The 21,341-nt window shown below is 66.0% G+C and carries 22 protein-coding genes and 1 pseudogene; 8 read left to right on the plus strand and 15 right to left on the minus strand.

The window, feature by feature from the left end; all coding sequences use genetic code 11:
- Positions 1-743: pseudogene (locus tag KQ297_RS10840) on the plus strand (leucyl aminopeptidase); the annotation flags it as partial.
- 32 nt (positions 744-775) lie between these two features.
- Positions 776-1,045 carry a hypothetical protein gene (locus tag KQ297_RS10845; RefSeq protein ID WP_259739472.1) on the plus strand — a complete coding sequence of 90 codons (270 nt, stop codon included), beginning with the start codon at positions 776-778 and terminating at the stop codon, positions 1,043-1,045.
- A gap of 6 nt (positions 1,046-1,051) precedes the next feature.
- On the opposite strand, the gene KQ297_RS10850 is transcribed toward KQ297_RS10845, so the two are convergent.
- From KQ297_RS10850 to KQ297_RS10890, 9 genes are all read right to left on the minus strand, one after another.
- On the minus strand, positions 1,052-1,276 hold the full coding sequence (locus tag KQ297_RS10850) for a hypothetical protein (RefSeq protein ID WP_259739432.1): 225 nt from the start codon (positions 1,274-1,276) through the stop codon (positions 1,052-1,054).
- 95 nt (positions 1,277-1,371) lie between these two features.
- Entirely contained in the window at positions 1,372-2,001 is a 630-nt protein-coding gene (gene msrA, locus KQ297_RS10855; RefSeq protein WP_259739433.1) for a peptide-methionine (S)-S-oxide reductase MsrA, read from the minus strand.
- Positions 2,002-2,087: 86 nt separating this feature from the next.
- Positions 2,088-3,275 (minus strand): lipid-A-disaccharide synthase, encoded by a 1,188-nt coding sequence (lpxB, locus tag KQ297_RS10860; RefSeq protein ID WP_259739434.1) that lies wholly within the window; start codon positions 3,273-3,275, stop codon positions 2,088-2,090.
- A complete protein-coding gene (gene lpxA / locus KQ297_RS10865; RefSeq protein WP_185465029.1) occupies positions 3,275-4,096 on the minus strand; it encodes an acyl-ACP--UDP-N-acetylglucosamine O-acyltransferase in 822 nt (273 codons plus the stop codon). Before lpxA ends, lpxB begins: the two co-directional genes overlap by 1 nt.
- A 4-nt stretch (positions 4,097-4,100) precedes the next feature.
- Positions 4,101-4,556 carry a 3-hydroxyacyl-ACP dehydratase FabZ gene (gene fabZ / locus KQ297_RS10870; RefSeq protein ID WP_255441338.1) on the minus strand — a complete coding sequence of 152 codons (456 nt, stop codon included), beginning with the start codon at positions 4,554-4,556 and terminating at the stop codon, positions 4,101-4,103.
- A gap of 6 nt (positions 4,557-4,562) precedes the next feature.
- The gene (lpxC, locus tag KQ297_RS10875; RefSeq protein WP_259739435.1) at positions 4,563-5,414 is read right to left on the minus strand and encodes a UDP-3-O-acyl-N-acetylglucosamine deacetylase; all 852 of its coding nucleotides are present in this window, start codon (positions 5,412-5,414) and stop codon (positions 4,563-4,565) included.
- Positions 5,414-7,846, minus strand: coding sequence for a BamA/TamA family outer membrane protein (locus KQ297_RS10880; protein ID WP_259739436.1), 2,433 nt, complete (start codon positions 7,844-7,846; stop codon positions 5,414-5,416). Before KQ297_RS10880 ends, lpxC begins: the two co-directional genes overlap by 1 nt.
- A gap of 43 nt (positions 7,847-7,889) precedes the next feature.
- Positions 7,890-8,645, minus strand: coding sequence for a phosphoribosylaminoimidazolesuccinocarboxamide synthase (gene purC / locus KQ297_RS10885; protein ID WP_259739437.1), 756 nt, complete (start codon positions 8,643-8,645; stop codon positions 7,890-7,892).
- Positions 8,642-9,775, minus strand: a complete 1,134-nt coding sequence (locus KQ297_RS10890) for a hypothetical protein (RefSeq protein WP_259739438.1) — start codon at positions 9,773-9,775, stop codon at positions 8,642-8,644. Before KQ297_RS10890 ends, purC begins: the two co-directional genes overlap by 4 nt.
- Before the next feature lie 64 nt (positions 9,776-9,839).
- Here KQ297_RS10890 and purD point away from each other — a divergent pair, with 64 nt between their 5' ends.
- Together purD and KQ297_RS10900 are read left to right on the plus strand one after the other, a co-directional pair.
- Positions 9,840-11,165 (plus strand): phosphoribosylamine--glycine ligase, encoded by a 1,326-nt coding sequence (gene purD, locus KQ297_RS10895; RefSeq protein WP_259739439.1) that lies wholly within the window; start codon positions 9,840-9,842, stop codon positions 11,163-11,165.
- Positions 11,166-11,249: 84 nt separating this feature from the next.
- On the plus strand, positions 11,250-13,253 hold the full coding sequence (locus KQ297_RS10900) for a cell wall metabolism sensor histidine kinase WalK (RefSeq protein ID WP_259739473.1): 2,004 nt from the start codon (positions 11,250-11,252) through the stop codon (positions 13,251-13,253).
- A 19-nt stretch (positions 13,254-13,272) separates the two neighbouring features.
- Here the strand turns inward: KQ297_RS10900 and kaiC are convergent, their stop codons facing one another.
- The 3 genes from kaiC to KQ297_RS10915 all read right to left on the minus strand — a co-directional run bounded on the left by kaiC (position 13,273) and on the right by KQ297_RS10915 (position 16,128).
- Positions 13,273-14,784 carry a circadian clock protein KaiC gene (kaiC, locus tag KQ297_RS10905; protein WP_259739440.1) on the minus strand — a complete coding sequence of 504 codons (1,512 nt, stop codon included), beginning with the start codon at positions 14,782-14,784 and terminating at the stop codon, positions 13,273-13,275.
- Between the two features lie 109 nt (positions 14,785-14,893).
- Positions 14,894-15,232 (minus strand): circadian clock protein KaiB, encoded by a 339-nt coding sequence (gene kaiB, locus KQ297_RS10910; protein ID WP_185465034.1) that lies wholly within the window; start codon positions 15,230-15,232, stop codon positions 14,894-14,896.
- The gene (locus KQ297_RS10915) at positions 15,229-16,128 is read right to left on the minus strand and encodes a circadian clock protein KaiA (protein WP_259739441.1); all 900 of its coding nucleotides are present in this window, start codon (positions 16,126-16,128) and stop codon (positions 15,229-15,231) included. The genes kaiB and KQ297_RS10915 overlap by 4 nt, the downstream gene beginning before the upstream one ends.
- Before the next feature lie 176 nt (positions 16,129-16,304).
- Here KQ297_RS10915 and rplU point away from each other — a divergent pair, with 176 nt between their 5' ends.
- Together rplU and rpmA are read left to right on the plus strand one after the other, a co-directional pair.
- Entirely contained in the window at positions 16,305-16,703 is a 399-nt protein-coding gene (rplU, locus tag KQ297_RS10920; RefSeq protein WP_259739442.1) for a 50S ribosomal protein L21, read from the plus strand.
- 50 nt (positions 16,704-16,753) lie between these two features.
- Positions 16,754-17,020 (plus strand): 50S ribosomal protein L27, encoded by a 267-nt coding sequence (rpmA, locus tag KQ297_RS10925; RefSeq protein WP_185465037.1) that lies wholly within the window; start codon positions 16,754-16,756, stop codon positions 17,018-17,020.
- Between the two features lie 47 nt (positions 17,021-17,067).
- On the opposite strand, the gene KQ297_RS10930 is transcribed toward rpmA, so the two are convergent.
- Entirely contained in the window at positions 17,068-17,847 is a 780-nt protein-coding gene (locus KQ297_RS10930; RefSeq protein WP_259739443.1) for a class I SAM-dependent methyltransferase, read from the minus strand.
- 62 nt (positions 17,848-17,909) lie between these two features.
- Entirely contained in the window at positions 17,910-18,698 is a 789-nt protein-coding gene (locus tag KQ297_RS10935) for a queuosine precursor transporter (RefSeq protein ID WP_259739444.1), read from the minus strand.
- A gap of 68 nt (positions 18,699-18,766) precedes the next feature.
- Here KQ297_RS10935 and truB point away from each other — a divergent pair, with 68 nt between their 5' ends.
- Together truB and KQ297_RS10945 are read left to right on the plus strand one after the other, a co-directional pair.
- On the plus strand, positions 18,767-19,687 hold the full coding sequence (truB, locus tag KQ297_RS10940) for a tRNA pseudouridine(55) synthase TruB (RefSeq protein ID WP_259739445.1): 921 nt from the start codon (positions 18,767-18,769) through the stop codon (positions 19,685-19,687).
- A 66-nt stretch (positions 19,688-19,753) separates the two neighbouring features.
- Positions 19,754-20,527 (plus strand): YebC/PmpR family DNA-binding transcriptional regulator, encoded by a 774-nt coding sequence (locus tag KQ297_RS10945; RefSeq protein ID WP_259739446.1) that lies wholly within the window; start codon positions 19,754-19,756, stop codon positions 20,525-20,527.
- A 7-nt stretch (positions 20,528-20,534) separates the two neighbouring features.
- On the opposite strand, the gene KQ297_RS10950 is transcribed toward KQ297_RS10945, so the two are convergent.
- A complete protein-coding gene (locus tag KQ297_RS10950) occupies positions 20,535-21,335 on the minus strand; it encodes a glucosamine-6-phosphate deaminase (RefSeq protein WP_259739447.1) in 801 nt (266 codons plus the stop codon).
- Positions 21,336-21,341: the final 6 nt, after the last annotated feature.

Consider the following 21,341-nt stretch of genomic DNA (forward strand, 5'->3'; position numbering starts at 1 on the left):
GCGCCAGCCGCCGGCTTGTGTTGATCGGCAAGGGACTCACCTTCGATTCCGGCGGCTACAACCTCAAGACCGGCGGCTCGCAGATCGAGATGATGAAGTACGACATGGGAGGCAGCGCAGCGGTGCTGGGGGCCGCCAGGGCCATTGCTGAACTGAGGCCGGCCGGCGTGGAGGTCCATGTGATCGTGGCCGCCTGCGAAAACATGATCAGCGGAGAGGCGATTCACCCAGGCGACATCCTCACCGCCTCCAACGGCAAGACGATCGAGGTCAACAACACCGACGCCGAGGGCCGCCTCACCCTGGCCGACGCCCTCGTCTATGCCGCCAGGCTCGAGCCCGATGCCGTGGTGGATCTGGCCACCCTCACCGGGGCCTGCGTGATCGCCCTGGGCGAAGAGATCGCCGGATTGTGGTCCCCCAGCGACACACTGGCGGAGGCGTTGCTGGAGGCCGGCCGCAGCCGTGGGGAGGCCTTCTGGCGCATGCCGTTGCAGGCCTCCTACAAGAAAGGACTCAAGAGCCCGGTGGCCGACATGAAGAACACCGGTCCCCGTCCGGGCGGCGCCATCACCGCCGCACTTTTCCTGCAGGACTTCATGCCGGCCGGTCTGGCCTGGGCCCACCTGGATATCGCTGGCACGGTCTGGAGTGACAAGGGGCGGGGCCTGGATCCAGCGGGCGCCACCGGGTTCGGCGTGCGCACCCTGGTGGACTGGGTGAGCCGAGGGGGCGCGGCTTAGGGTTGGCTCCGCTGACGCCGGACCCCGACGCCATGGCTGCGCAGAAGATCCGCTGGTACATCCGCGCTCAGCTGGGGGTCCTGCTCCTGCCGCTGGGCATCTGCCTGGTGGGAGAGGCCATCACCCGCCGCACCCTTCAGCTGGCCGCGCTGAGCCAGCAGGTGGCCGCGCCGGGACCCTGGTTCTGGTATGGAACTCTCGGGCTGATCTGCGTGACCGCCGGGGTGGGACTGATGGTGGAAAGCGGCCTGCTTCGGGGCTATCCCCGAGGTGGGCGCCCCGGGGCCGGCACTCCCAGCTGAGCCGCCTCAGGCGGCGACGGGGCTCGATGCCAAGGAGCGATCATCCCGATCTTTGGCCGGCCCTGGGTTCTCCAGCAACCTGGCGGGCTCCTCCAGTTCGTGGATCTGCCAGCGGGCCCGCTCACCGAATGAGGCCAGCAGGCGGTCAAGATCGTCGACGGCCTGCTTGGGACTGGCATAGGGACCGATGTGACGTGTGACCAGTCCATCCCGGATCGTCAGCAGATACATACAACCCACACTTCCGAGACTCCGCATCGATTTACAGTAGGCGGATTTTGCGGATCTGGAAAGGGCCGGAGATCCCCTCTGCTGGGCGGCTGTCCTCACTTGGCCGGCCCGCTCAGCCACGGCAGTGATTTCCGGGCCCTCTCCCCCCAGACCCGATCGAGCCTGCGGTCGCGGCCACAGGACCAGCGGTAGTAGTTGTACTGGACCTTGTTGCGCTCCGCATAGTTCTGGTGATAGGCCTCGGCGGGCCAGAACGCCTTGAGATCCCGTAGTTCAACCTTGATCGCCCGGGGAGTGATCCCCAGCTCCCTGGCGGCCGAGTTCAGACTGGCCTTGGCCTGATCCCGCTGAGACGTCCCGCGGGTGAAGATCACGGGACGGTACGAGCCACCTCGATCGCAGAACTGGCCACCTCCATCGAGGGGGTCCACATTCCGCCAGTACGCGCGAAGGAGTGTGGACAGGCTGATCCGAGCGGAGTCGAAACGAACCCGCACGCTCTCGATGTGGCCGGTTCCTCCGGCGGTCACCTGGCGGTAGGTGGGGTTGCTGACGCTGCCTCCGCTGAAGCCGCTGATCGCCTCCACCACCCCCGGCAGGGTTTCCAGATCGTGCTCGAGGCACCAGAAGCAACCACCGGCGAGAACGGCCTCCTCCAGGGCAGCCTGCGCCGGTGCCGCAGGAAGCAGCAGCAGGGCCAGCAGCAGAGAGGTCAGCAGCCCCATCGACAACCCCTGCAAGGGGGACTCACGCCTGGGTCTGGATCGCCGGTCCGGGGACCTGAGACCGTCCTGGCGCCCATCAGCCTGATTCACGCCTGCGCCCCCGCCATCTGATCGAGGATCTCACAGGCGGCTCGGGTGGTCACACCAGGCTCACCGAGCAGGCCGCGCAACCTGGCGTAGCCCGCCAGCATCCGGTCGCGCTCAGGACTCTGCTCCAGCAGGGGCAGCGCCATGGCTTCGATCCCCTCGGGAGTCAGGTCGTCCTGGAGCAGCTCCGGCACCAGCCGCTCACCCAGCACCAGGTTCACCGGAGAGATGTGGGGCACGTTGAAGCCCAGCAGTCGCTGGGCCACGAAGGCGGTGACCCGGCTGAGGCGGTATCCCACCACCTGGGGAACCCCTCGGAGGGCCAGCTCCAGGTTCGCTGTTCCCGATTTGGTCAGAGCCAGATCAGCGGCGGCGCAAAGGACCGGCTTGATGGCATCGGAGCGATCCGCAGGGATCACCGTGGCCTCCACACCTGCCATCTCCAGTTGCTCCGCCAGGGGGGCCTCGAAGCTGGCCAGACCAGCCGGCACCATCACCCGCAGCCCCGGCCGGCGCCGCTGCAGCTTGGCCGCGGCCGCCACCAGGGTGGGCATCATGTAGCGCATCTCCTGGGGGCGGGAGGCGGGCAGCAGCAACAGCAACTGCTGGGATGGGGTCAGTCCCAGCTCCCGGCGGGCCTGCTCCCGTGAGGGCAGGGTTCCGAGGGTGTCAATCAGGGGATGGCCGACCCAGGTGACCCGGGCGCCGCGGGAGGCGTAGAACCTGGCTTCTTCCGGGAAGATGGCCAGAATGCGGTCGGTGAAGCCGATCAGGCGGGTGGTTCCACCCTCCCCCAGCCGAAAGGCCCATTCCTGGGGAGCGATGTAGTAGGTGATCGGGATCCCGGGGAAGCGGCGGCGAATGCGGCGGCCCAGGCTCACGTTCGCCCCCATGTAGTCGATCAGCACCACGCCGTCAGGAGGGAAACGGGAGAGCCAGGTGCCCACCCGCCGCTGCAGGCGCAGGGTGGGCAGCACCAGAGGCAGCGCTTCCCACAGGCCGACCGCACCCATCGGGGCGGTGTTGGCCAGGAGATGGGAGCCGGCGCTCCGCATCCGTTCTCCACCGAGGCAGTCGATCTGCAGAGGCAGGCCCCGCCGCCTGGCTTCCGCATGGAGGGCCTGGATCAGCAGGCCACCCTGAAGATCGCCGGACACCTCACCGGTGCTGATCAGCAGACGCACCATCAGCGCTGGTGGGGAAGCGGGCCCCGGCGCCCTGGGGCGATCGAGGCCTCGAGAAAGCTGCAGAGTTCTTCGGAGGCAGGCAGGAGTGTTTCGGCGCGGATGTGAGCCAGCGCCTCGGCCAGCACTTCCTGGCTGCGATAGAGCCGATTCCACACCGCCAGGAGCTGCTTCATCTCGGCACCGCCCTCGCGGTCAGCCAGACCGTTGCGCTTGAGCCCGATCCGGTTGAGACCGCGCAGACGACCGGGATGGCCCTCCACGATCGCGAAGGGGGGCACGTCGCGGTCGATGCGGCTCATGCCGCCGACCATCGCCAGCTGTCCGATGTGCACGAACTGGTGGATGCCGAGCACCCCGCCGATCACGGCCCGGTCGCCGATCACCACATGGCCGGCGATCGCCACGCTGTTGGCCACCACGATGCGGTTGCTGAGGTGGCAGTTGTGCCCCACATGGCTGTAAGCCATCAGCAGGTTGCCGCTCCCCAGGCGGGTCTGCTCGCCATCGGCGGTGGCGCGGTTGATGGTGACGCATTCGCGGATCGTGTTGTCGTCCCCCAGCACCACCTCGGTGGGGGCGCCTCCGTATTTGAGATCCTGGGGTTCGAGGCCGATGCAGGCCCCTGGAAAGATCCGGTTCCCGGACCCCATCGTCACCCGGCCATCGATCACCACGTGGGGACCGATCTGGCAGCCGGGGCCGATCCGCACGTCGGGGCCGATCACCGCGAAAGGGCCGATCTGGACGCCCTGGGCCAGCTCGGCCCGGCTGTCGACCACCGCGGTGGGGTGAATCGTGGTTTCCACGGCTGTGCTGGTCATCGCCTCAGTCAACCAGGGAGAACATCAGCTCCCCGGAACACACCAGGTCGCCCTCGACGGTGGCTTCAGCCCTCACTTTGCCGAAACGCTTGCGTTTCAGACTCAGCAATTCGCAGCTGATGAGCAACTGATCACCGGGGACCACCGGCCGGCGGAAGCGCACCCCATCGATGCCGGCAAACACGAACAGCCCCTTGGGCAGCTCAGGCATCTGGGTGACGATCAGACCGCCCACCTGGGCCATGGCCTCCACGATCAGCACACCGGGCATCAGGGGACGTCCGGGGAAATGCCCCTGGAACTGGGGCTCGTTGAGCGTGACGTTCTTGAGGGCGACCGCCCGCTTTCCCTGCTCGTACTCGATCACCCTGTCGACCAGGGCGAAGGGATAGCGATGGGGCAGCAGGTTGAGGATCTGCTCGGACGTGAGCAGGGGGGTGCCAGCGGGAGAAACGGACAACGGGCTTCAGGTCGAGCGGGACGGAGCGGCCAGGGCCGCCGCCAGGGCAGTGTGCAGCCCGTGGGATCCACGGAAGGCGAAGACCTGGGCCTGGGGCAAGCCCACCAGCGCCAGATCCCCCAGCAGGTCCAAGAGCTTATGGCGCACCGGTTCCTCGGGGAAACGCAGGGGCGGATTCAGCCAGTGATCCCCATCACAGACCAGGGCATTCTCAAGGTCGCCACCCCGAATCAGACCGGCGGCCTGGAGCTGCTCGATCTGCTCGCGGAAGCCGAAGGTGCGAGCCGGTGCGATCTGCTCCACGAAGGCTGCTGGAGTGAGCTCCAGTGAGTAGAGCTGCCGGCCGATCGCACCCTGGGGAAACTCGATCGCGGCCCCGATCCTGGGCCTCTCGCTGGGCAGGGCGGTGGCGAAGCTCTGGCCCTGCTGCAGGGTGATCGGAGCGTTCAGGGGCTGGAGAGACTCCCGCTGGCCGAGGGACTGCAGGCCGGCTTCAGCGATCGCCTCCACCCAGGGCAGAGCGGAACCGTCCAGGAGAGGGACTTCCTCCCCCTCCACCAGCAGCTCCAGGTGGGAGAGGCCCGTTCCCACCAGGGCCGCCAGCAGGTGCTCCACCGTGGCAAGGCGGCGCTGGTCGAGGCGCAGGGCCGTGCACAGCCGGGTATCACTCACCTGGGAGGGGTGGAGCAGCACCGGCGTCAGCTCAGGCGCATCGAGCCAGCCCACCTGGTAACCGGGGCTCTCGGAAGGCTGCAGCCGCACGCGGCAGGGGCTTCCGCTGTGCAGACCCACGCCCGAGCGCTCCACCGCCGTTGCCAGGGTCCAGGCCCGGCTGTAATCCTCAGGCCAGTGGGTCACTAGAACTTCCAGCCCACTCCGAGGTTGAAGCGCCAGTCACCGGTGAAACCCTCGCTGGCGACCTCAAGGCGCAGAGGGCCGACCGGAGTCGTCACGATCAGACCGGTTCCCACGGAGAAGCCGCTGCCGGGCTTGTCGAGCAGGGTTCCCGGATTACCGGGCACTGCCGACTGGGTGCCGAACGCCGTGCCCCCATCGACGAACAGCTCACCACTGACGATGCTGAACAGCGGGAAGCGGTATTCGATCGTGGCTTCCCCGAAGCTGCGTCCCACCCCCAGGTCGCAGTCGGCGTAGCCGCGCACGGAGTTGGACCCCCCCAGACAGAAGGCCTCGTAAGGCGGCAGGTCGCCGATGTTGGTGCCCGCCGAGAACTGGAAGGCCAGGGTCTGCTTGCAGTCGGGGGTCTCACCGGGCTTGGGACGGCAGCCCTTGTAGAACTTCAGCCAGTTGACGGGAATGAAATAGCTATAGCTGGCCCGCAGGCGGTTGAAGGTGGGGGAATCGGGGCCGACGGAGACGTACTGCTCAGTGCCGACGCTGAGGAAGGATCCGGAGGTGGGGTTGCGGGGATCGTCGAGGCTGTTGCGGGTGGCCGCCAGCCGCAATGCAAGCAACTGGTTGGTGCGGGCGCAGTTGAAGGCGATGCAGATCACATCGTCGATCGGTGCTTCTGCGCCATTGAAGTCGTTGGTGCTGGCGCCGAACGGGCGGCTGGAGCCGGCGAAGTTCATCGGCGTGACCTCCTGGGCGCTGACGCCGAGGACCGCGGTCCAGAGGGCGCGCTTGAAGGGATTGCCGCCGTTGAGGGGCCGCACGAACTGGATGTTGCCGCCAGCGCGCTGGATGGCGACTGAGTTGCCTTCGTAATCAAACCAGCTGTTGTTCGGAGACTGAGACTCGGCTTCTGAGACCGAGCGGAAGGTTTTGCTCTCGGGGTTGTTGCTGTTGTTGATGTTGAAGGCCACGGGGGTGCCGGGGGCTTCGTAGAAGTCGGACACCGTGTTGATGTTGCCGTTGTCCTGGCTCTGGAAGATCTGGGGAACCTCGCGGCTCAGGAACAGGCGGGCACGGAAGGCGGTGCGGTAGGCATCGCCCTTGATCCAGGGATCGGTGAAGGAGATGTCGGCGAGGCCACCGAACTGGCCATAGGTGAAGTTGAGGCCGAGATCCCAGGCCCGGCCCAGCAGATTGCTGTCCTGGAGTTGGATCTGACCGAACACACCCTGGCTCTGGCTGTAGCCGAGGCCGCCGGAGAGGGAGCCCGACGACTGCTCGACGATGCCGAGCACGATCACCACCTCGCCGGGTTTGGCCGGTACGGGCCGCAGGGTCACCTTGATGTCACCGAAGAGGCCGGTGGCGTAGAGGCGCTTGATGTCGTCCTCGAGGTTGCGGCGGTTGAAGGTCTCGCCGGGCTTGATCGAGATCTCACGGCTGACGACCCAGGGCTTGGTCTTGCCCCGGATCGGCTCCCCCTCCTCGTTGGTGGCCGAACCTTCCTTGTTGAGGAACTGAACCTCCACCCCCTCGACAGTGCCTTCCCGCACCGTGAGCAGCACCGTGCCATCCGGACTCACCCGGTTGGGACCGGTGACCCGGGCCAGGGAGTAGCCCTGATCGGCATACCACTTCTGCAGGTCCTGCATCCGGGACTGCAGGGTGTTGAGGTTGAGGGTCCTGCCGAAATCTGCGGCGAAGGTGTCCGCCAGCACCGTGGGTGGCAGCTTGATCTCTTCGGCGTCGAACTCGACCTTCTCCAGCACAGGATTGGGGGTGGTGATCACCACCACCTGCACACCAAGGGGGCCGTCCACCGGCTGGATGCGCACATCCGAGAACCAGCCGGTGGCGTAGATGGCGGAGAGGTCGGTCTGCAGCTCGCTGCGGGTGACCCGGCTGCCGGGCCTGACCACCATGGCGTCATAGGCGGCGAGCTCCAGGCGCTCCCGCTCGGGGTGCCCTTCCAGTCCCTGAATCACCACCTCACTGACCAGGACCCTCGGCTCGTCGGGCTTCTCGGGAGCGAGGCTTCCAGGGCTGATCGAGCCTGGTGGGCCGCTGGGGAGCGGGGTGGCGGGCGCCTCGGCAGGGGCCTGGTCAGACTCCAGGGACTCGGGTTGAGAGGTCGCAGGGTCCTCAGTGGCCTCCTCCTCCTCGGGGGTTGGAGCTGTGGTCTCCGGTGGGACGGCTTCCGGTGAAGTTGTCTCCGGCGCAGCAGGTTCAGGCTCCGTCGGGGTCTGATCCGGTGCGGAGGGAGCGGTTTCGGCCGCCTGGGCCACTTCGGCAGCTGGTTCGCTCCGGGCGGCTGCGGCCTGGGGAGTCAGCAGCGCCAGCAGACCCAGCATAGGCAGGCCAAGGGCCAGCGACAGAGGCCTCGGCATCGCTTCGGAGATGGCAGCAGTGGCGCGGGCGTTGGGGATGACACCCATGGTTCTCCGAGTCAAAGCGGCGGCGCCGCAAATTGCCGTGACCTTACCCGTAGAGGCTGGGGCCGTGGATCACCCCTTGGACCCGTTTGAGGACCTCCCCATAGGCTTCGATCACCCCGCCGAGATCCTGGCGGAATCGGTCCTTGTCGAGAATCCTCTCCTGGGCATCGACCACGTCGAGGTCCCAGAGACGGCAGGTGTCGGGGCTGATTTCATCGGCCACCACCAGGGCCCCGTCGGCCGTGAAGCCCAGCTCAAGCTTGAAATCGACCAACTGCAGACCGAGACCGCTGAACAAATCCAGCAGCACCGCGTTCACCCGGCGGGCCAGCGCTTCCAGCTCCCGGCGCTGTTCGCCGTTCACCAGGGACAGCCGCTCCAGCCGTGCCTCGCTCAGCAGGGGGTCTCCATAGGCGTCGTCCTTGTAATAGAGGTCGAGGAGCGGTGGATCGAGCGGGGTGCCGGCGGCGATCGGCATCTGCTTGCACAACGAGCCCGCCGCCACGTTGCGGATCACCACCTCGATCGGGATCACCCGCACCGGGCGCACCAGCATCCAGTGGTGGCCCTGCACCCCCAGGTAGTGGGTGGGCACACCCGCGCGCTGCAGATGCTCGAACAGCAGGGCGGAGATGCTGCAATTGAGGATGCCCTTCCCCTTCAGTTCGGCCTTCTTCAGGGCGTTGAAGGCGGTGGCGTCGTCCTTGAACTCCACCGCCACCAGGTCGGGCTGGTCGGTCTGGAAGATCCGCTTGGCCTTGCCTTCGTACAGGAGCGGACCCAGCTGATAGGGCGTCATGGGGTGGTGGGCTCGGAGGAGTTTGCAGGGACGGCGGGAGAGGGTGCGGCAGGCTCCATAAGCAACGGCCTGGGGCCCTCCCCGGCAGCATGGCCGCCCGGCTCGCGCGGGGAGCGCAGGCGCTGCTCCAGCACCTGGTTTCGCTCCGCCTGGGAGGGATCATCGCGCCGCAGCAGCCACTCGGCGTAAGCGTCATCGATGCGGCGGCTGAGCCGCAGACGGCGTTGCCGGGCCGGATCCGGATCGCCACCCTCGAGCCGCTGCAGGGCCTGCTGGTCATCCAGCAACTGGGCCGCCAGGCCCCAGGCCCCGCCCGCGGCGGCCTGATCCAGGGCCATCTCGAGGAGAGCATTGCGCTGGGCCAGGGGAAGGTCGCTGAGCAGCGCCACGGCCTGCTGGAGGCGCTCGGCCGCCACCTGACCAGGCAGGCGACCGGCCAGCAACACGTCCGCCGCTTCCCGCCGGCGGCCCATGGCCGCGAGATGGGAAGCGAGCACGTCAAGGGCCGAACGGGTGTCCAGGTTGCCGTCGTCACGCAGCCGCACCGGCAGGGCCACGGCCTCCAGAGAGCTGCGCTCCCCGCGGGCGAGCCGTCGCAGGGCCTCGGCGGCGCGGCGGTGATTCAGGCCGGCATTGGCCGCCCGCCACTGCAGGGTCAGCCATTGCTGACGCTCCAGCCCGGGGCCGGGCCCGTAGCGGTCGAGCACAGAGAGGGCCGCCTCCGGTGCCAGGCAACTGATCAGGGCATTGGCATTGGAGAGGACCACGGGCAGGGGCTGGGGGGCAGGCCGCAGAGCGACCAGCCGGTCCTTGAGTTGACGGAGCCGCCCGGGCAGATCGAAGCGGGCGGAGTCCTGACAGGCCTCCTCCAGCACCGGCAGCTGATCGGAGGCCAGGGCCGCGAGGAAGGCCTGCTCGTCCATGGGCAAGGACAGCACTGGGGGAACCGGGGGGCCGCTCTGGGGGAGCGGGAGTGGATCCGGCAGGGGCTGGGCCACGCTGCGGCCGGGGAAGCTGCAGCTGAGCAGGAGCAGTGTGAGCAGGCCCGCCAGCCGTGCCCGCGGGATGGCCTGGACACGGCGATTGAGCGGTGCACCGGGAACCTCAGGCATGTAAAGAAGGAACGACACGGCTGGCGGTCCACCGGGGGTAAACCTAAGGGAACCGATCCGCCACCTCCGCCGCTGCGGCCCCATGACAGCTCCAGTCCAGTCCGGTCCCCCTTCCACCCACGAGCCCGGCGTGCAGCGACTGCTGGTGGTGGGCTCCGGCGGCCGGGAGAACGCCCTGGCCTGGGCCCTGGCCCGTTGCCCGGGGGTGGAGCGGGTCTGGGTGGCTCCAGGCAATGGCGGAACCGCCCAGCTGGAGGGCTGTGAGGCCCTGGCCATCCACGACGCCGACCAGGAGGGCCTGCTCCAGGCGGCCCTCGATCTGGGGGTGACCCTGGTGGTGGTCGGGCCGGAAGGGCCGCTCGCCGACGGCCTGGCCGACACCCTGCGGGCGGGTGGGATCGCCGTGTTCGGGCCAGGAGCCGACGGGGCGCAGCTGGAGGCCAGCAAACAGTGGGCCAAGGCCCTGATGATGGAGGCGGGTGTACCCACCGCCGGCTACTGGGCGGCCTCCAGCCGCGAGGAAGCCCTGGCGGTGCTGGAGCGGGAGGGAAGGCCCCTGGTGGTCAAGGCCGATGGCCTGGCGGCAGGGAAGGGGGTCACTGTGGCCGAGAGCGTCGAGGAGACCCGCGCCGCGATCGAGCAGATCTTCGCGGGACGATTCGGTGAGGCCGGCCAGAGCCTTGTGCTCGAGGAGCGGCTGAGCGGCCCTGAGGTGTCGGTGTTCGCCCTCAGCGATGGCCGGACGATGGTGCTCCTGCCACCGGCCCAGGATCACAAACGGATCGGAGAAGGTGACACCGGCCCCAACACCGGCGGCATGGGGGCTTACGCCCCGGCACCCCTGCTCGATGCCGCGACCCTCGAGCAGGTTCGAGCGCAGGTGCTCGAACCCACCCTCAACGCCCTGCGCCGGCGGGGCATCGACTACCGGGGCGTGATCTACGCGGGGCTGATGCTCAGTGAGGACGGCATCCGGGTGATCGAATTCAACTGCCGCTTCGGCGATCCCGAATGCCAGACCCTGATGCCTCTGCTGGGCGGAGAGCTGGCCGCGGTGCTGCTGGCCTGCGCCCGCGGGGCGCTGGATGAAGCACCGACCCTCTCGATCGCGCCGGGTTGCAGCGCCTGTGTGGTGGCGGCGGCCGCGGGCTATCCCGGGGAAGTGCGCCAGGGGGATGCGATCCACACCGGGCAGGTGGCCATCCCCGGGCGGCAGCTCTTCCATGCCGGCAGCCGGCAGCAGGAGTCCGGTGCCTGCGTGACAGCCGGAGGCCGGGTGCTGGCGGTGGTCGCCCAGGCCGGGAATTTCGATGCGGCCTTCGCCAGCGCCTACGACGGCCTTGCTGAGGTGCGTTACGAAGGCATCATCTTCCGCCGCGACATCGGTCACCAGGTCCGGCGCACCTAGGGTGCCAGCACACCTCCGGTCCCGGGCGTGAGCGACGCCTTGCCTTCCTCCACCCCCAGCCCCGACTGCGCGAGCGGCACCCCGTTGCCCCTGAGCTGGTGGGAGCAACTCAGCCTCTGGTGGGCGGAATTCAGCCTCCAGACCAAACTGCTGGCTGTGGCCACCCTCGTGGTGAGCCTGATGATGACCGGCATCACCTTCTTTGCGCTCAATGGCATCCAGGTGGATGCACGCATGAGCGACACCCGTTTCGCCCGGGATCTGGGTCTGTTGCTCTCAGCGAATGTGACCTCGCTGGTGGCGGAGGGGAATGACCGGGAGCTGGCGGCGGTGGCCGAACGCTTCTGGCGTTCCAGCCGAAGCCTCCGCTACATCTTCTTTGCCGATCCCGAAGGGGTGATCTACCTCGGGATTCCGATCAGCGCCACCAACGGCGGCAGCGAACTGCTGCTCAGGCGCCGCCTGGAACTGCCGGCGGAGCTCCAGCGCCGGCCCCAGAACCCGCTGATCCGGCAGCACCTCAGTCCCGATGGCCAGGTGACGGATGTCTTCGTGCCGATGGTGAGCGAGGGGCGCTACCTCGGGGTACTGGCCCTCGGCATCAACCCGAATGAAGCAGTGCTCGCCAGCGCGGCCCTCACCCGCGAGGTGACCGTGGCGGTGTTCATCTCGATCTGGGTGCTGGTGATCCTCGGGGCGGTCTTCAATGCCCTCACGATCACCCGCCCGGTGAAGGAATTGCTGCGCGGTGTGCGGGCGATCGCCGGGGGTGATTTCGAAGCCCGCATCGCCCTGCCCGTGGGCGGGGAACTGGGTGAATTGCTGAATGGCTTCAACGACATGGCCTCCCAGCTGGAGGTCTACGACGCCGCCAACATCGAGGAGCTCACGGCCGCCCAGGTGAAACAACAGAGCCTGATCGCCACGATGGCCGATGGCGCAGCCCTGCTCGATGGGGAGGGGCGGATCGTGCTGGTCAATCCCACGGCACGGCGCCTGTTTCGCTGGGAGGGCCGCAACCTCGAAGGCCAGGACCTGGGCAGTGAACTGCCTGATGTGCTGGCCATGGAGCTGCAGGGGCCTCTCGATGCCCTGGTGAACGGAGAGAGGGACAGTGCCGATCTGCGCAGCAGCTTCGGGGAGCCGCTACGAACCCTGCGCATCGTGCTGCAGACGGTCAAGGATGCTTCGGGGGAAAGCCTGAAGGGCATCGCCATGACCGTTCAGGACCTCACCCGGGAAGTGGAACTCAATGCCGCCCAGAGCCGCTTCATCAGCAATGTGTCCCATGAACTGCGCACGCCCCTGTTCAACATCAAGAGCTACGTCGAAACGCTCCATGATCTGCGTGATCAGCTGAGCGAGGAAGAAACCCAGGAATTCCTGGCGATCGCCAACGCCGAGACCGACCGCCTCACCCGGCTCGTGAACGACGTGCTCGATCTCTCGAGGCTCGAATCCGATCGCACCTGGACCCTCGAGCCGATGGAAATCCGTCCGGCCATGGAGCAGACCCTGCGCAACTACCGCCTCAATGCCGAGGAGAAAGGCGTGCAGCTGGTGCTGGAGATGGATGCTCAGCTGCCCTCGGTGCGGGGCAACTGGGACCTGCTGCTGCAGGTGCTCGACAACCTCGTGGGCAATGGGCTCAAATTCACCCCAGCCGGTGGCCGGCTGATGCTGAGGGCCTACCCCTGGCCCGACTCCTGTCACCTCGATCCTGCCAATCTGCCGGCCCATGGGGTCCCCAGCTGCGAGCTCAGTTCACCCCTGCCGAGGCTTCGGGTGGAGATCGCCGATTCGGGCGCAGGCATCTCCAGGGAGGATCAACAACGGATTTTCGAGCGCTTCTACCGGGTGGAGAACGCCGTGCATACCGAAGTGGGCACGGGTCTGGGGCTCTCGATCGTGCGGGGCATCCTTGAGAAGCACGGCACCGCAATTCAGATGGCCAGTGAGCCAGGGGTGGGCACCACCTTCTGGTTCGATCTGCCCCTGGAGCAGGCGGACAGCGATGAATTGCTGGTGGAAGGGAAGAGGCGCTCCCATCAGGCCCGGTTGGGGGAACCGAAACTGGCGGAGGTCTGACGATGTTGTCAGACCAGCTCTAGAAGGGCTCCTCGCCATCGATGCCACGGGCAATCCGGGAGAGCTCTACCCGTTCGTCGGTGGTGACGCGATGGGGAACGCCACTGATGATGCGCTCAAAATTAGAGAAAGAATCCTTGATTTCCGGCCCTTGACCGGTAATCACGAACTCGCGGATGCCTTTGTCGTGCCAGGAGCCACGCATCTTGAACACATTGATAGCACGGGCCATCTCACCACGGATTTCCACGTACTGAAGCAGCAGGATGGTATCTGTGATCGTGGAGATATGGGAGTCGGTGATGGAATGACTCCCCATGAACTCCTCTGATGTATTTGTGAAGAATCCGGCGATCTCTTCCTGCTTGGCATAGCCTGTGACCCCGATCACGAATTGCCGGAAAGCATTGTGACTGACACCTCTCGAGAGTGCCGAGAGCGAATCAATCGCCATCCGTGCTGGCTTGAACCTGGCAATCTCCGTCTTGATGATCTGAAGATGATCTTCCAGTCCGGTTGATTCGGGGTAGGCGCAGATGATCTTGAGCAGACCGTCCTGCTCCATTTTCTCGAAATCGATCCCCCAGCTGGTGGCATTGCGCAGGAGCTGCGCGCGCGACTCCTCATAGGCAAAGAGGATTGCACGCTCCTTGTTGTTGTAAGCATCTTCCACGAATTTGCTTACCAGCAGGGTTTTACCGGTGCCGGTGGCGCCGGTGGCGAGGATGATGGAATCCTTGAAGAAACCACCACCACACATCGTATCCAGCCTGGGCACGCCAGAGCTGAGGCGCACATTTGAAGACCGCTGAGTGAGCCGCATCGCCCCGAGCGGGAAGATCGCCACACCGTGGGCTCCCATGGTGAAGGGGAATTCCCCCTTCATGTGAGTCGTTCCCCGCAGTTTCAGGATCTCCACGGTGCGTCGACGACGCTCTCCTTCCAGCACATTGCGGAGGATAATCACATTATCTGACACAAACTCTTCAACGCCATAGCGAGCAATCGGGCCATATTCATCAATCCTTTCGGTGGTCATCACGGTGGTGACACCAATTTCTTTGAGCCTGGCGATGAGGCGAAAGATCTCCCGCCGCACCACTGACACAGCGTCGTACTGCTGAAAGACAGCGGTGATGGAATCAATGGCTACGCGCTTTGCTTTGTACTTGCGAATGGCATAATTGATTCGCTCGATCAACCCGGAGAGATCAAAGTTGCCAGCCACGTCCTGGCCGTCAGGGTCGGGGGATGCATCGAGGATGAAAAGCTTGTCCTGGGCAACAAGCTCCTGAAGGTTCCAGCCGAAACTGGCAGCATTTCGGATGATGTCGAGCGGAGACTCCTCAAAGGTCACGAAGATTCCAGGCTCGTCGAAATCACGAATGCCGTTATGGAGAAAATGAAGAGAAAAAACTGTCTTCCCGGTCCCTGAGGTTCCGCTGATCAGCGTGGATCGCCCAACCGGAAGACCTCCCTGACAAATGTCATCAAGGCCTTCCACTCCCGTGGGCAGCTTCTGCAGCTTCATGCTGGGGTGACTAACGGCATTGTGATCCTGCATGGGTCCTTGGTCCTATGGACAGAATCTAAGACCGGCCATCGGGGGGAGGGGAAAAGGCAGGGGGCATCGAAAGAATTCAGGACTCATCGGTATCGTCGATCATCTCCTCGGCAATCTGGAGATCGGTGAGCTCGTCATAGAGCAGGTCGAGGCCGATCAAGACCCGCTCGCGATCGGAGAGATCACCGATGATGCGACGAACCGGTGGCGGCAGAATCTTGGCCAGGGTGGGGGTAGCGAGAATCTTATCCTCTTCTGCGAGCCTGGGATTCTTGAGCACATCGATCACCTTAAGAGCATACACACCCTTGAACTCCTTCTCGAGGATCTGGCGCAATGTCTTGAGAGCCCGCATCGAGTTGGGGGTGTTGCCTGCAACATAGAGCTTAAGGATGTAGGTTTTCTGTGGGTTCATGATTGCACCTGCGAAGCCATGATCACTTTGGGAGCCATCGATTCATCACCCTCACCAGCCGTCATGGAAGGCACCTCCGGTGGAAGGGAGCGACGATACATTTCACAGAGATGGGCCATGACGTCCAGCAACGCCAGACGATAGTCCTTGAGAAAATCCTGCTTGTGACCCTCCAATTGCAGTTTTTTCCAGAAGTCGTCGATCATATTCACGTGAATCTCAACTGTCTTTGTGATTGGCAGGTCAATGAAGAAAGCAGTATTGACAAAGCTTTCGATTGCCTGATTGGCGGCAGCCGGGTCACGGAAGTAACTGATCAACAGATCTCTGTAGGTGCGCTGCAATGAACGCAGCAACACACTCCGCTCTGCCGCTGGCAGATTTCGCAGAAAGCGTGAAGAATCGCGCTTGTAGAATACTCCCAGATACCCCAGACGCTCCTGGAGCCGATGGGGCAGCCGCCAGTTTGGTTGCTCACCGACCTCCTCCTGGGAGTCGCCGCCCTCCAGATGATCGCTGGAGGGCCGAGAGCTTCTCCGGCGCAGGCACCGGGAGATCGCGGCATCGAGGCTGTAGCTGAGCTGCTCCATCTGGTCAGGAGGCAGGCGGATTTCATCCTGGAAGTACTCCATCTGACCACTGATCTGACCCACCACCACAGCCGGCAGAACCATGCCCTGGGCGCGCAGGCGCTGAAAGGTCTCGTTCGAGAGCACCCCAGGCTCGAGCAGGACTGCATCGACCTGATCCCAGCATCGCTCCAGCTCGGCGGCAGGATCCTGCTGAAGCCCCAGCTCCAGCACCTCATAACGCCCCTCGGGCAACCAGGTGGCACAGGCCTTGCGCAGCGGCTGATCGCGAATCAGCGAAGCCACGGTGAGCGCCGGCTGGGTCATGGGCAAGGGGACAGCATCGGCGGTCGACAAACCTTAGTGTTGACGAGCCGGCAGGCAACAGGGGATGATCTTTGCTTGTCCACGCATTGGATGTGCGAGAGGCCTGAACAGTGGTGAGCTGCTGGCGGTGAAGACCGTTACCAACCACCGCTTGCCTGTCCACGCCCCCGGAGCCCATGAGCCAAGCCACAGTCACTCCAGCACCTGCACCCGAGACCTCAGCGTCCACGGCAGGGGCGTCCGATCTCTACGCGATCGCCGAGGCTTCTGGGCAGCAGTTCTGGTTCCAGCCCAACCGTTATTACGACCTTGACCGCCTCCCCGCCGAGGTGGATGAGACCGTGACGCTGGAGAACGTTCTTCTGTTGCGCGACGGCCAGGGAACCAGCCTGGGTCATCCCTACGTGAGCGGTGCCACGATCGAGCTGAAGGTGCTGGCCCATCGCCGTGGACCCAAGATTCTGGTGTACAAGATGCGCCCGAAGAAGAAAACCCGCCGCAAGAATGGTCACCGCCAGGAACTCACCCGGGTGATGGTCCAGTCGATCAGCGTCAACGGCAAGTCGATCGCCTGAGCGGCGGCGCTTCAACCCTCCTCTGTTTCCTCCCACCAGGTCTTCACCCCATGGCCCACAAGAAAGGCACAGGCTCCACACGCAACGGTCGCGATTCCAATTCCAAGCGGCTCGGGGTCAAGCGCTACGGCGGTGAAACCGTCACAGCCGGCTCCATCCTGGTGCGCCAGCGCGGCACCTCCGTGATGCCTGGTGTCAACGTCGGTCGCGGCTCCGACGACACCCTCTTCGCCCTCGTGCCGGGGGTAGTGAGCTTCGAGTCGATCAAACGTGGCCTGCGCGCCCGCAAGCGGATCCACGTTGCCGAAGCTGGCTGAACGACGGCCTCGAAGGCCTTTCCCCCTCCTCAACCCAACAGCCGACCTCAACCCAACAGCCGATAGGCCCGGGTGGTGATCAGGTAGGGGTGGAAGGCCTCCAGGAATCTGCTCTGCAGGGTGCGGAAGAAGCGCTCCACCATGGCTGGATCATCGAAGTGAAAGGGGTACTCCCCGGAGAAACCCTGGAAGAAATACCAGTTCAGCAGGGCCGTGGATTCATGGTCCATCCTCGCGGCGAAGAGCTCCAGCTGGCCGGAGGGATCGCTGAGATGCTCCAACACATCCAGGCAGACCACCGTGTCGAAACAGCGGGGAAGGCCTGGATCCTCCAGATCACGGCAGACGCTCAGGCGATCGCTGAGGCCGAATCCAGCGGCCCTCTCGGCCACGAAAGCGCGGTTGTGGGGATTGAGATCCACGAACCAGACCCGCTCCACCCCCGGCAGCGAGGCTGCAGCCAGGGCATGGGTGCCGATGCCACCCCCGAAATCAAGCACCGTTCCGCGGGCGAAGCGGGCCTGCAGGCGCAGAGTGTCGGCGATGTAGTCGGCACTTCCCAGGTGCCAGGCCGCGAGCTCAAGCAGATGCCCGGTCCCCACCGTCTGCTCATAGAAGGCTTCCACCCGCTGTGGATCGAAGCCCACCGCACCGGGATGGAGTGAGGCCAGATCCTCGCGACTGCGAGGCAGGCGTTCATCGAGCTGCTCGATGCTGAGCCCCAGGTAGGAGGCCAGCTGCCGGCGCAGGGCAAAGCCATCGGCCAGGAAGCGCTCAAGATCAAGTCCCCCCTGACTCACCCCGGGGCCGTCAAGCCGGGCGGCCACGGAGCAAGGCAAAGGACTCACGGATTCAGCCAAACCTGCGAGCTGCTGAAACAGTGGACACGCTACGGCTCGCCCATCCCCAGCGGCTCATCGCCCACGGCACAACCCAGATCCCCCAGCTCCGCGCCAGCGCCTGGAACCTCCAGCCAGCGGCGCAGCCAGGCCACAAGCAGGTAGAAGGGCAGGGTGTCGAACAGGGCCGCCACAAGCTTGAACAGGTAGCCGCTGGCGATGAAACGCCCCAGCTGGGGCAGCACCGCCTCCTCGGCCCGGATCGGCAGCACATGGGCCGCGTAGTGGCTGATCAGGACCACGGCCGTGGTGTCCACCAGCTGACTGATCAGGGTGGACCCGTTGTTGCGCAACCAGAGCGCCTTGCCAGCGGTGAGGCGCTTCCAGAAATGGAACAGCCGCACATCGGTGAACTGGGCAGCCAGATAGGCCACCATCGAGGCCCCCACGGCCCCGAAGGCCAGTGTTCGCATCTCATAGAACAGCGGCAGTCGCTCCCCCGCCGCAGCAAGCGGCAGACCGGCGCTGCCCCCATGGCCATCGAGACCAGGCAGGATCCCCCCCAGCCAGAGAATCAGGACGATCCAGCCGTTGAGCAACAGCCCCACCCACACCAGCTGGCTGGCCTGACGCTCCCCCCAGATCTCACTGATCAGGTCGGTGCAGAGGAACGTGACCGGGTAGGGCAGGGCCCCCACCGCCACCACGATCGGCCAGCCCGCAATCGAGCCCAGGGTGAGAAAGCGAGTGAGGCCAAGAATGTTGAGCATGCCCATGGTGCCCAGAAACAGGCCGGCCAGCACAAGGAAGGCCAGATCACGGCGCTGCTGCAGGGTCACGGGCGGGTGGGAGAACGGGCGTTCACCCCAGCCTGCAGGCCAGGGGCCTGGATGCAACAGTGCCTGCCATGACCTCACCCGGCAGTGCCCCAGGCGCCCCCCAGCCCCAAGGCCCCTGCGGGTTCATCATTCTCGACAAGCCGGCGGGCCTCACCTCCCATGACTGCGTGGCGAGGATTCGCCGCCGTTATCGCCTCAAGCGCGTCGGCCATGGCGGCACCCTCGATCCCGCCGTGACCGGGGTTCTTCCCCTGGCGCTGGGATCCGCCACCCGCCTGCTGCCCTATCTCAACGGCGCGAAGGCGTACCGGGGGGTGATCCAGCTCGGCCTGCGCACCGACAGCGACGATCTGGGCGGCCGCGTCCTGGAGCGTCGGTCCCTGCCACCGCTGAGCCTGCATGCCCTGGAGACGGCCCTGAACGCCTTCCGCGGCCCGATCCTGCAACGGCCACCGCAGGTGTCGGCGGTGCACGTGCAGGGGGAGCGGGCCTACGCCAGAGCGCGCCGGGGAGAGCTCTCGGATCTGAAGGAGCGGGAGGTCACGATCGAGCGGCTGGAGCTGCTCAGCTGGGACGCCGGCCAGGGGCTGCTGGAGCTGGAGGTGCGCTGCGGCGCCGGTACCTACATCCGCTCCCTGGCCAGGGACCTCGGTGACGCCCTCGGCTGCGGTGGGGCCCTGGCCAAGCTGCGTCGCACCGAGGCCCTGGGCTTTGATCTCAGCGCAGCCGTGAGCCTCGAGGATCTCGAGGCGGAACCGCCGCCACCACCGCTCGCCCCCCTCCGGGCCCTGGGGCAGTACCCAGCTCTCATGCTGGAGCCAGCCGATCTGGTGGGCTGGCGCTGCGGCAGGCGCCTGGCAGGCCCCCCCGACCTCCATGAGGGCCAGGTGGTGGTGGTGCTGAAGCCGGATGGCAACCTGGCAGGGATGGCCAGGGCTGTCGCTGAAGGCTGGCTCCAGCCCCGGCTGGTGCTCGAGGCCACGGGCTGAGACCTGCGGTCTTGCCCTGTTGCCCGGAGCCACGGCTCCTTCGTTTCTCTACGTTTTCGATCCGTCATGGCCGGCCACAGCAAGTGGGCCCAGATCAAACGCCAGAAAGCCGTGGTCGACGCCAGGCGCGGGGTGGTCTTCACCCGCCTCGGGCGGGAGATCACCGTGGCGGCCCGGAACGGGGCCGACCCGGCCGGAAACTTCCAGCTGCGCACCGCCATCGAGAAGGCCAAGGCGGCCGGCATGCCCAGCTCCAACATCGAGCGAGCCATCGCCAAGGGCTCAGGCCAGGGCGGCGGGGAAGCTGACCAGTTCGAAGCGATCCGCTACGAGGGCTACGGCCCCGGTGGGGTCGCCGTGCTGGTGGAGTGCTTCACCGACAACCGCAACCGCACCGCCGCCGACCTGCGCCTGGCCTTCAGCAAACAGGGGGGCAACCTGGGGGAAAGCGGCTGTGTGGGGTACCTGTTCGAGCAGCAGGGGGTGGTGAGGCTGGAGCCGCCGATGCCCGCTGAAGACAACCTGCTCGAGGGCCTGCTGACCCTGGAGGATCAAGGTGGGCCGCCGGTGCTGGGCTACAGCCTCGAGGGGGAGAGCGCGGAGGTGTTCTGCGCCTTCACCGACCTTGAGGCCCTTCAGCACGGCCTGCGGCAGCTGGGCTGGCCCGTGCGTGACTGGGAATCCCGCTGGGTGTCGGCCACTCCCTGCCGACTCGAAGGCGACGACCATCTGCGCCGCTGCCTGCGCATGCTCGATGCCCTTGAGGAGCTCGATGACGTGCGCAGCGTCACCTCCAACCTGGAGGCGGACGAGGAGCTGATGGAGGCTGTGATGGGCTGAACCCCGCTCACCCCCCCAGGGCTGCCCGATCCACGATCAGATGCAGGCCCGGATGCCCCTGCAGCCAGCTGGCCGGCAGCGACGGTCCCGGGGGCTCCCTCAGCAGCCTGGCCAGGATGCCCGCCTTGGCCGAACCGCTCACCACCAGCAGGATGCGCTCGGCCCCAAGAATCTGCTCAAGGCCGAGGGTGATCGCGCCAGCCGGCACTCGGGAGGGGTTACCCGCGAAGGCCACCGCGTTGTGGCTGCGGGTGGCGGCGCTGAGCTCCACGCTGCGGCAGGGCGCCTCCGGGCCACAAGGGGGCTCGTTGAAGCCCACATGGCCATTGCTGCCCAGGCCCAGCAGCTGCAGCCCGATCCCCCCCGCCGCCCTGACGGCTGCGGCGTAGCGAGAGGCCTCAGCTGACGGATCCTCGGCCAGACCATCGGGCAAGCGGACACAGCCAGGCTCAAGTCCGAGGGGACGGACCAGCTGGCGGGACATCTCCAGGGCGAAGGAACCTGAATCGGTGGGCCCCAGCCCGATGTACTCATCCAGGTTGAAACTGCGCCAGCCCACTTGAAGGGCCTTCAGCCGCTGCGGCGACAGGGCCAGCAGCCGCTGCACAAGGGCATCGTAGACGGGCTCCATGGTGCGGCCCGTGGCCAGACCCAGGGGGCGCGCCGGGGCGGCGCTGAGTTCCTGCTCCAGCAGCTCAGCGACGCGCTCGGCCAGGCGGGACGGTCGCTCGAAGACCTCAAAGCGATCGGCCAACCAGGCGGGAGGGGCAAGCGATGGCACCGGAGGGAGGCGGAGAGAGCAGCCCATCCACTG

The sequence above is a fragment of the Synechococcus sp. CS-205 genome (assembly GCF_025128255.1).
Lineage (GTDB): Bacteria > Cyanobacteriota > Cyanobacteriia > PCC-6307 > Cyanobiaceae > Regnicoccus_A.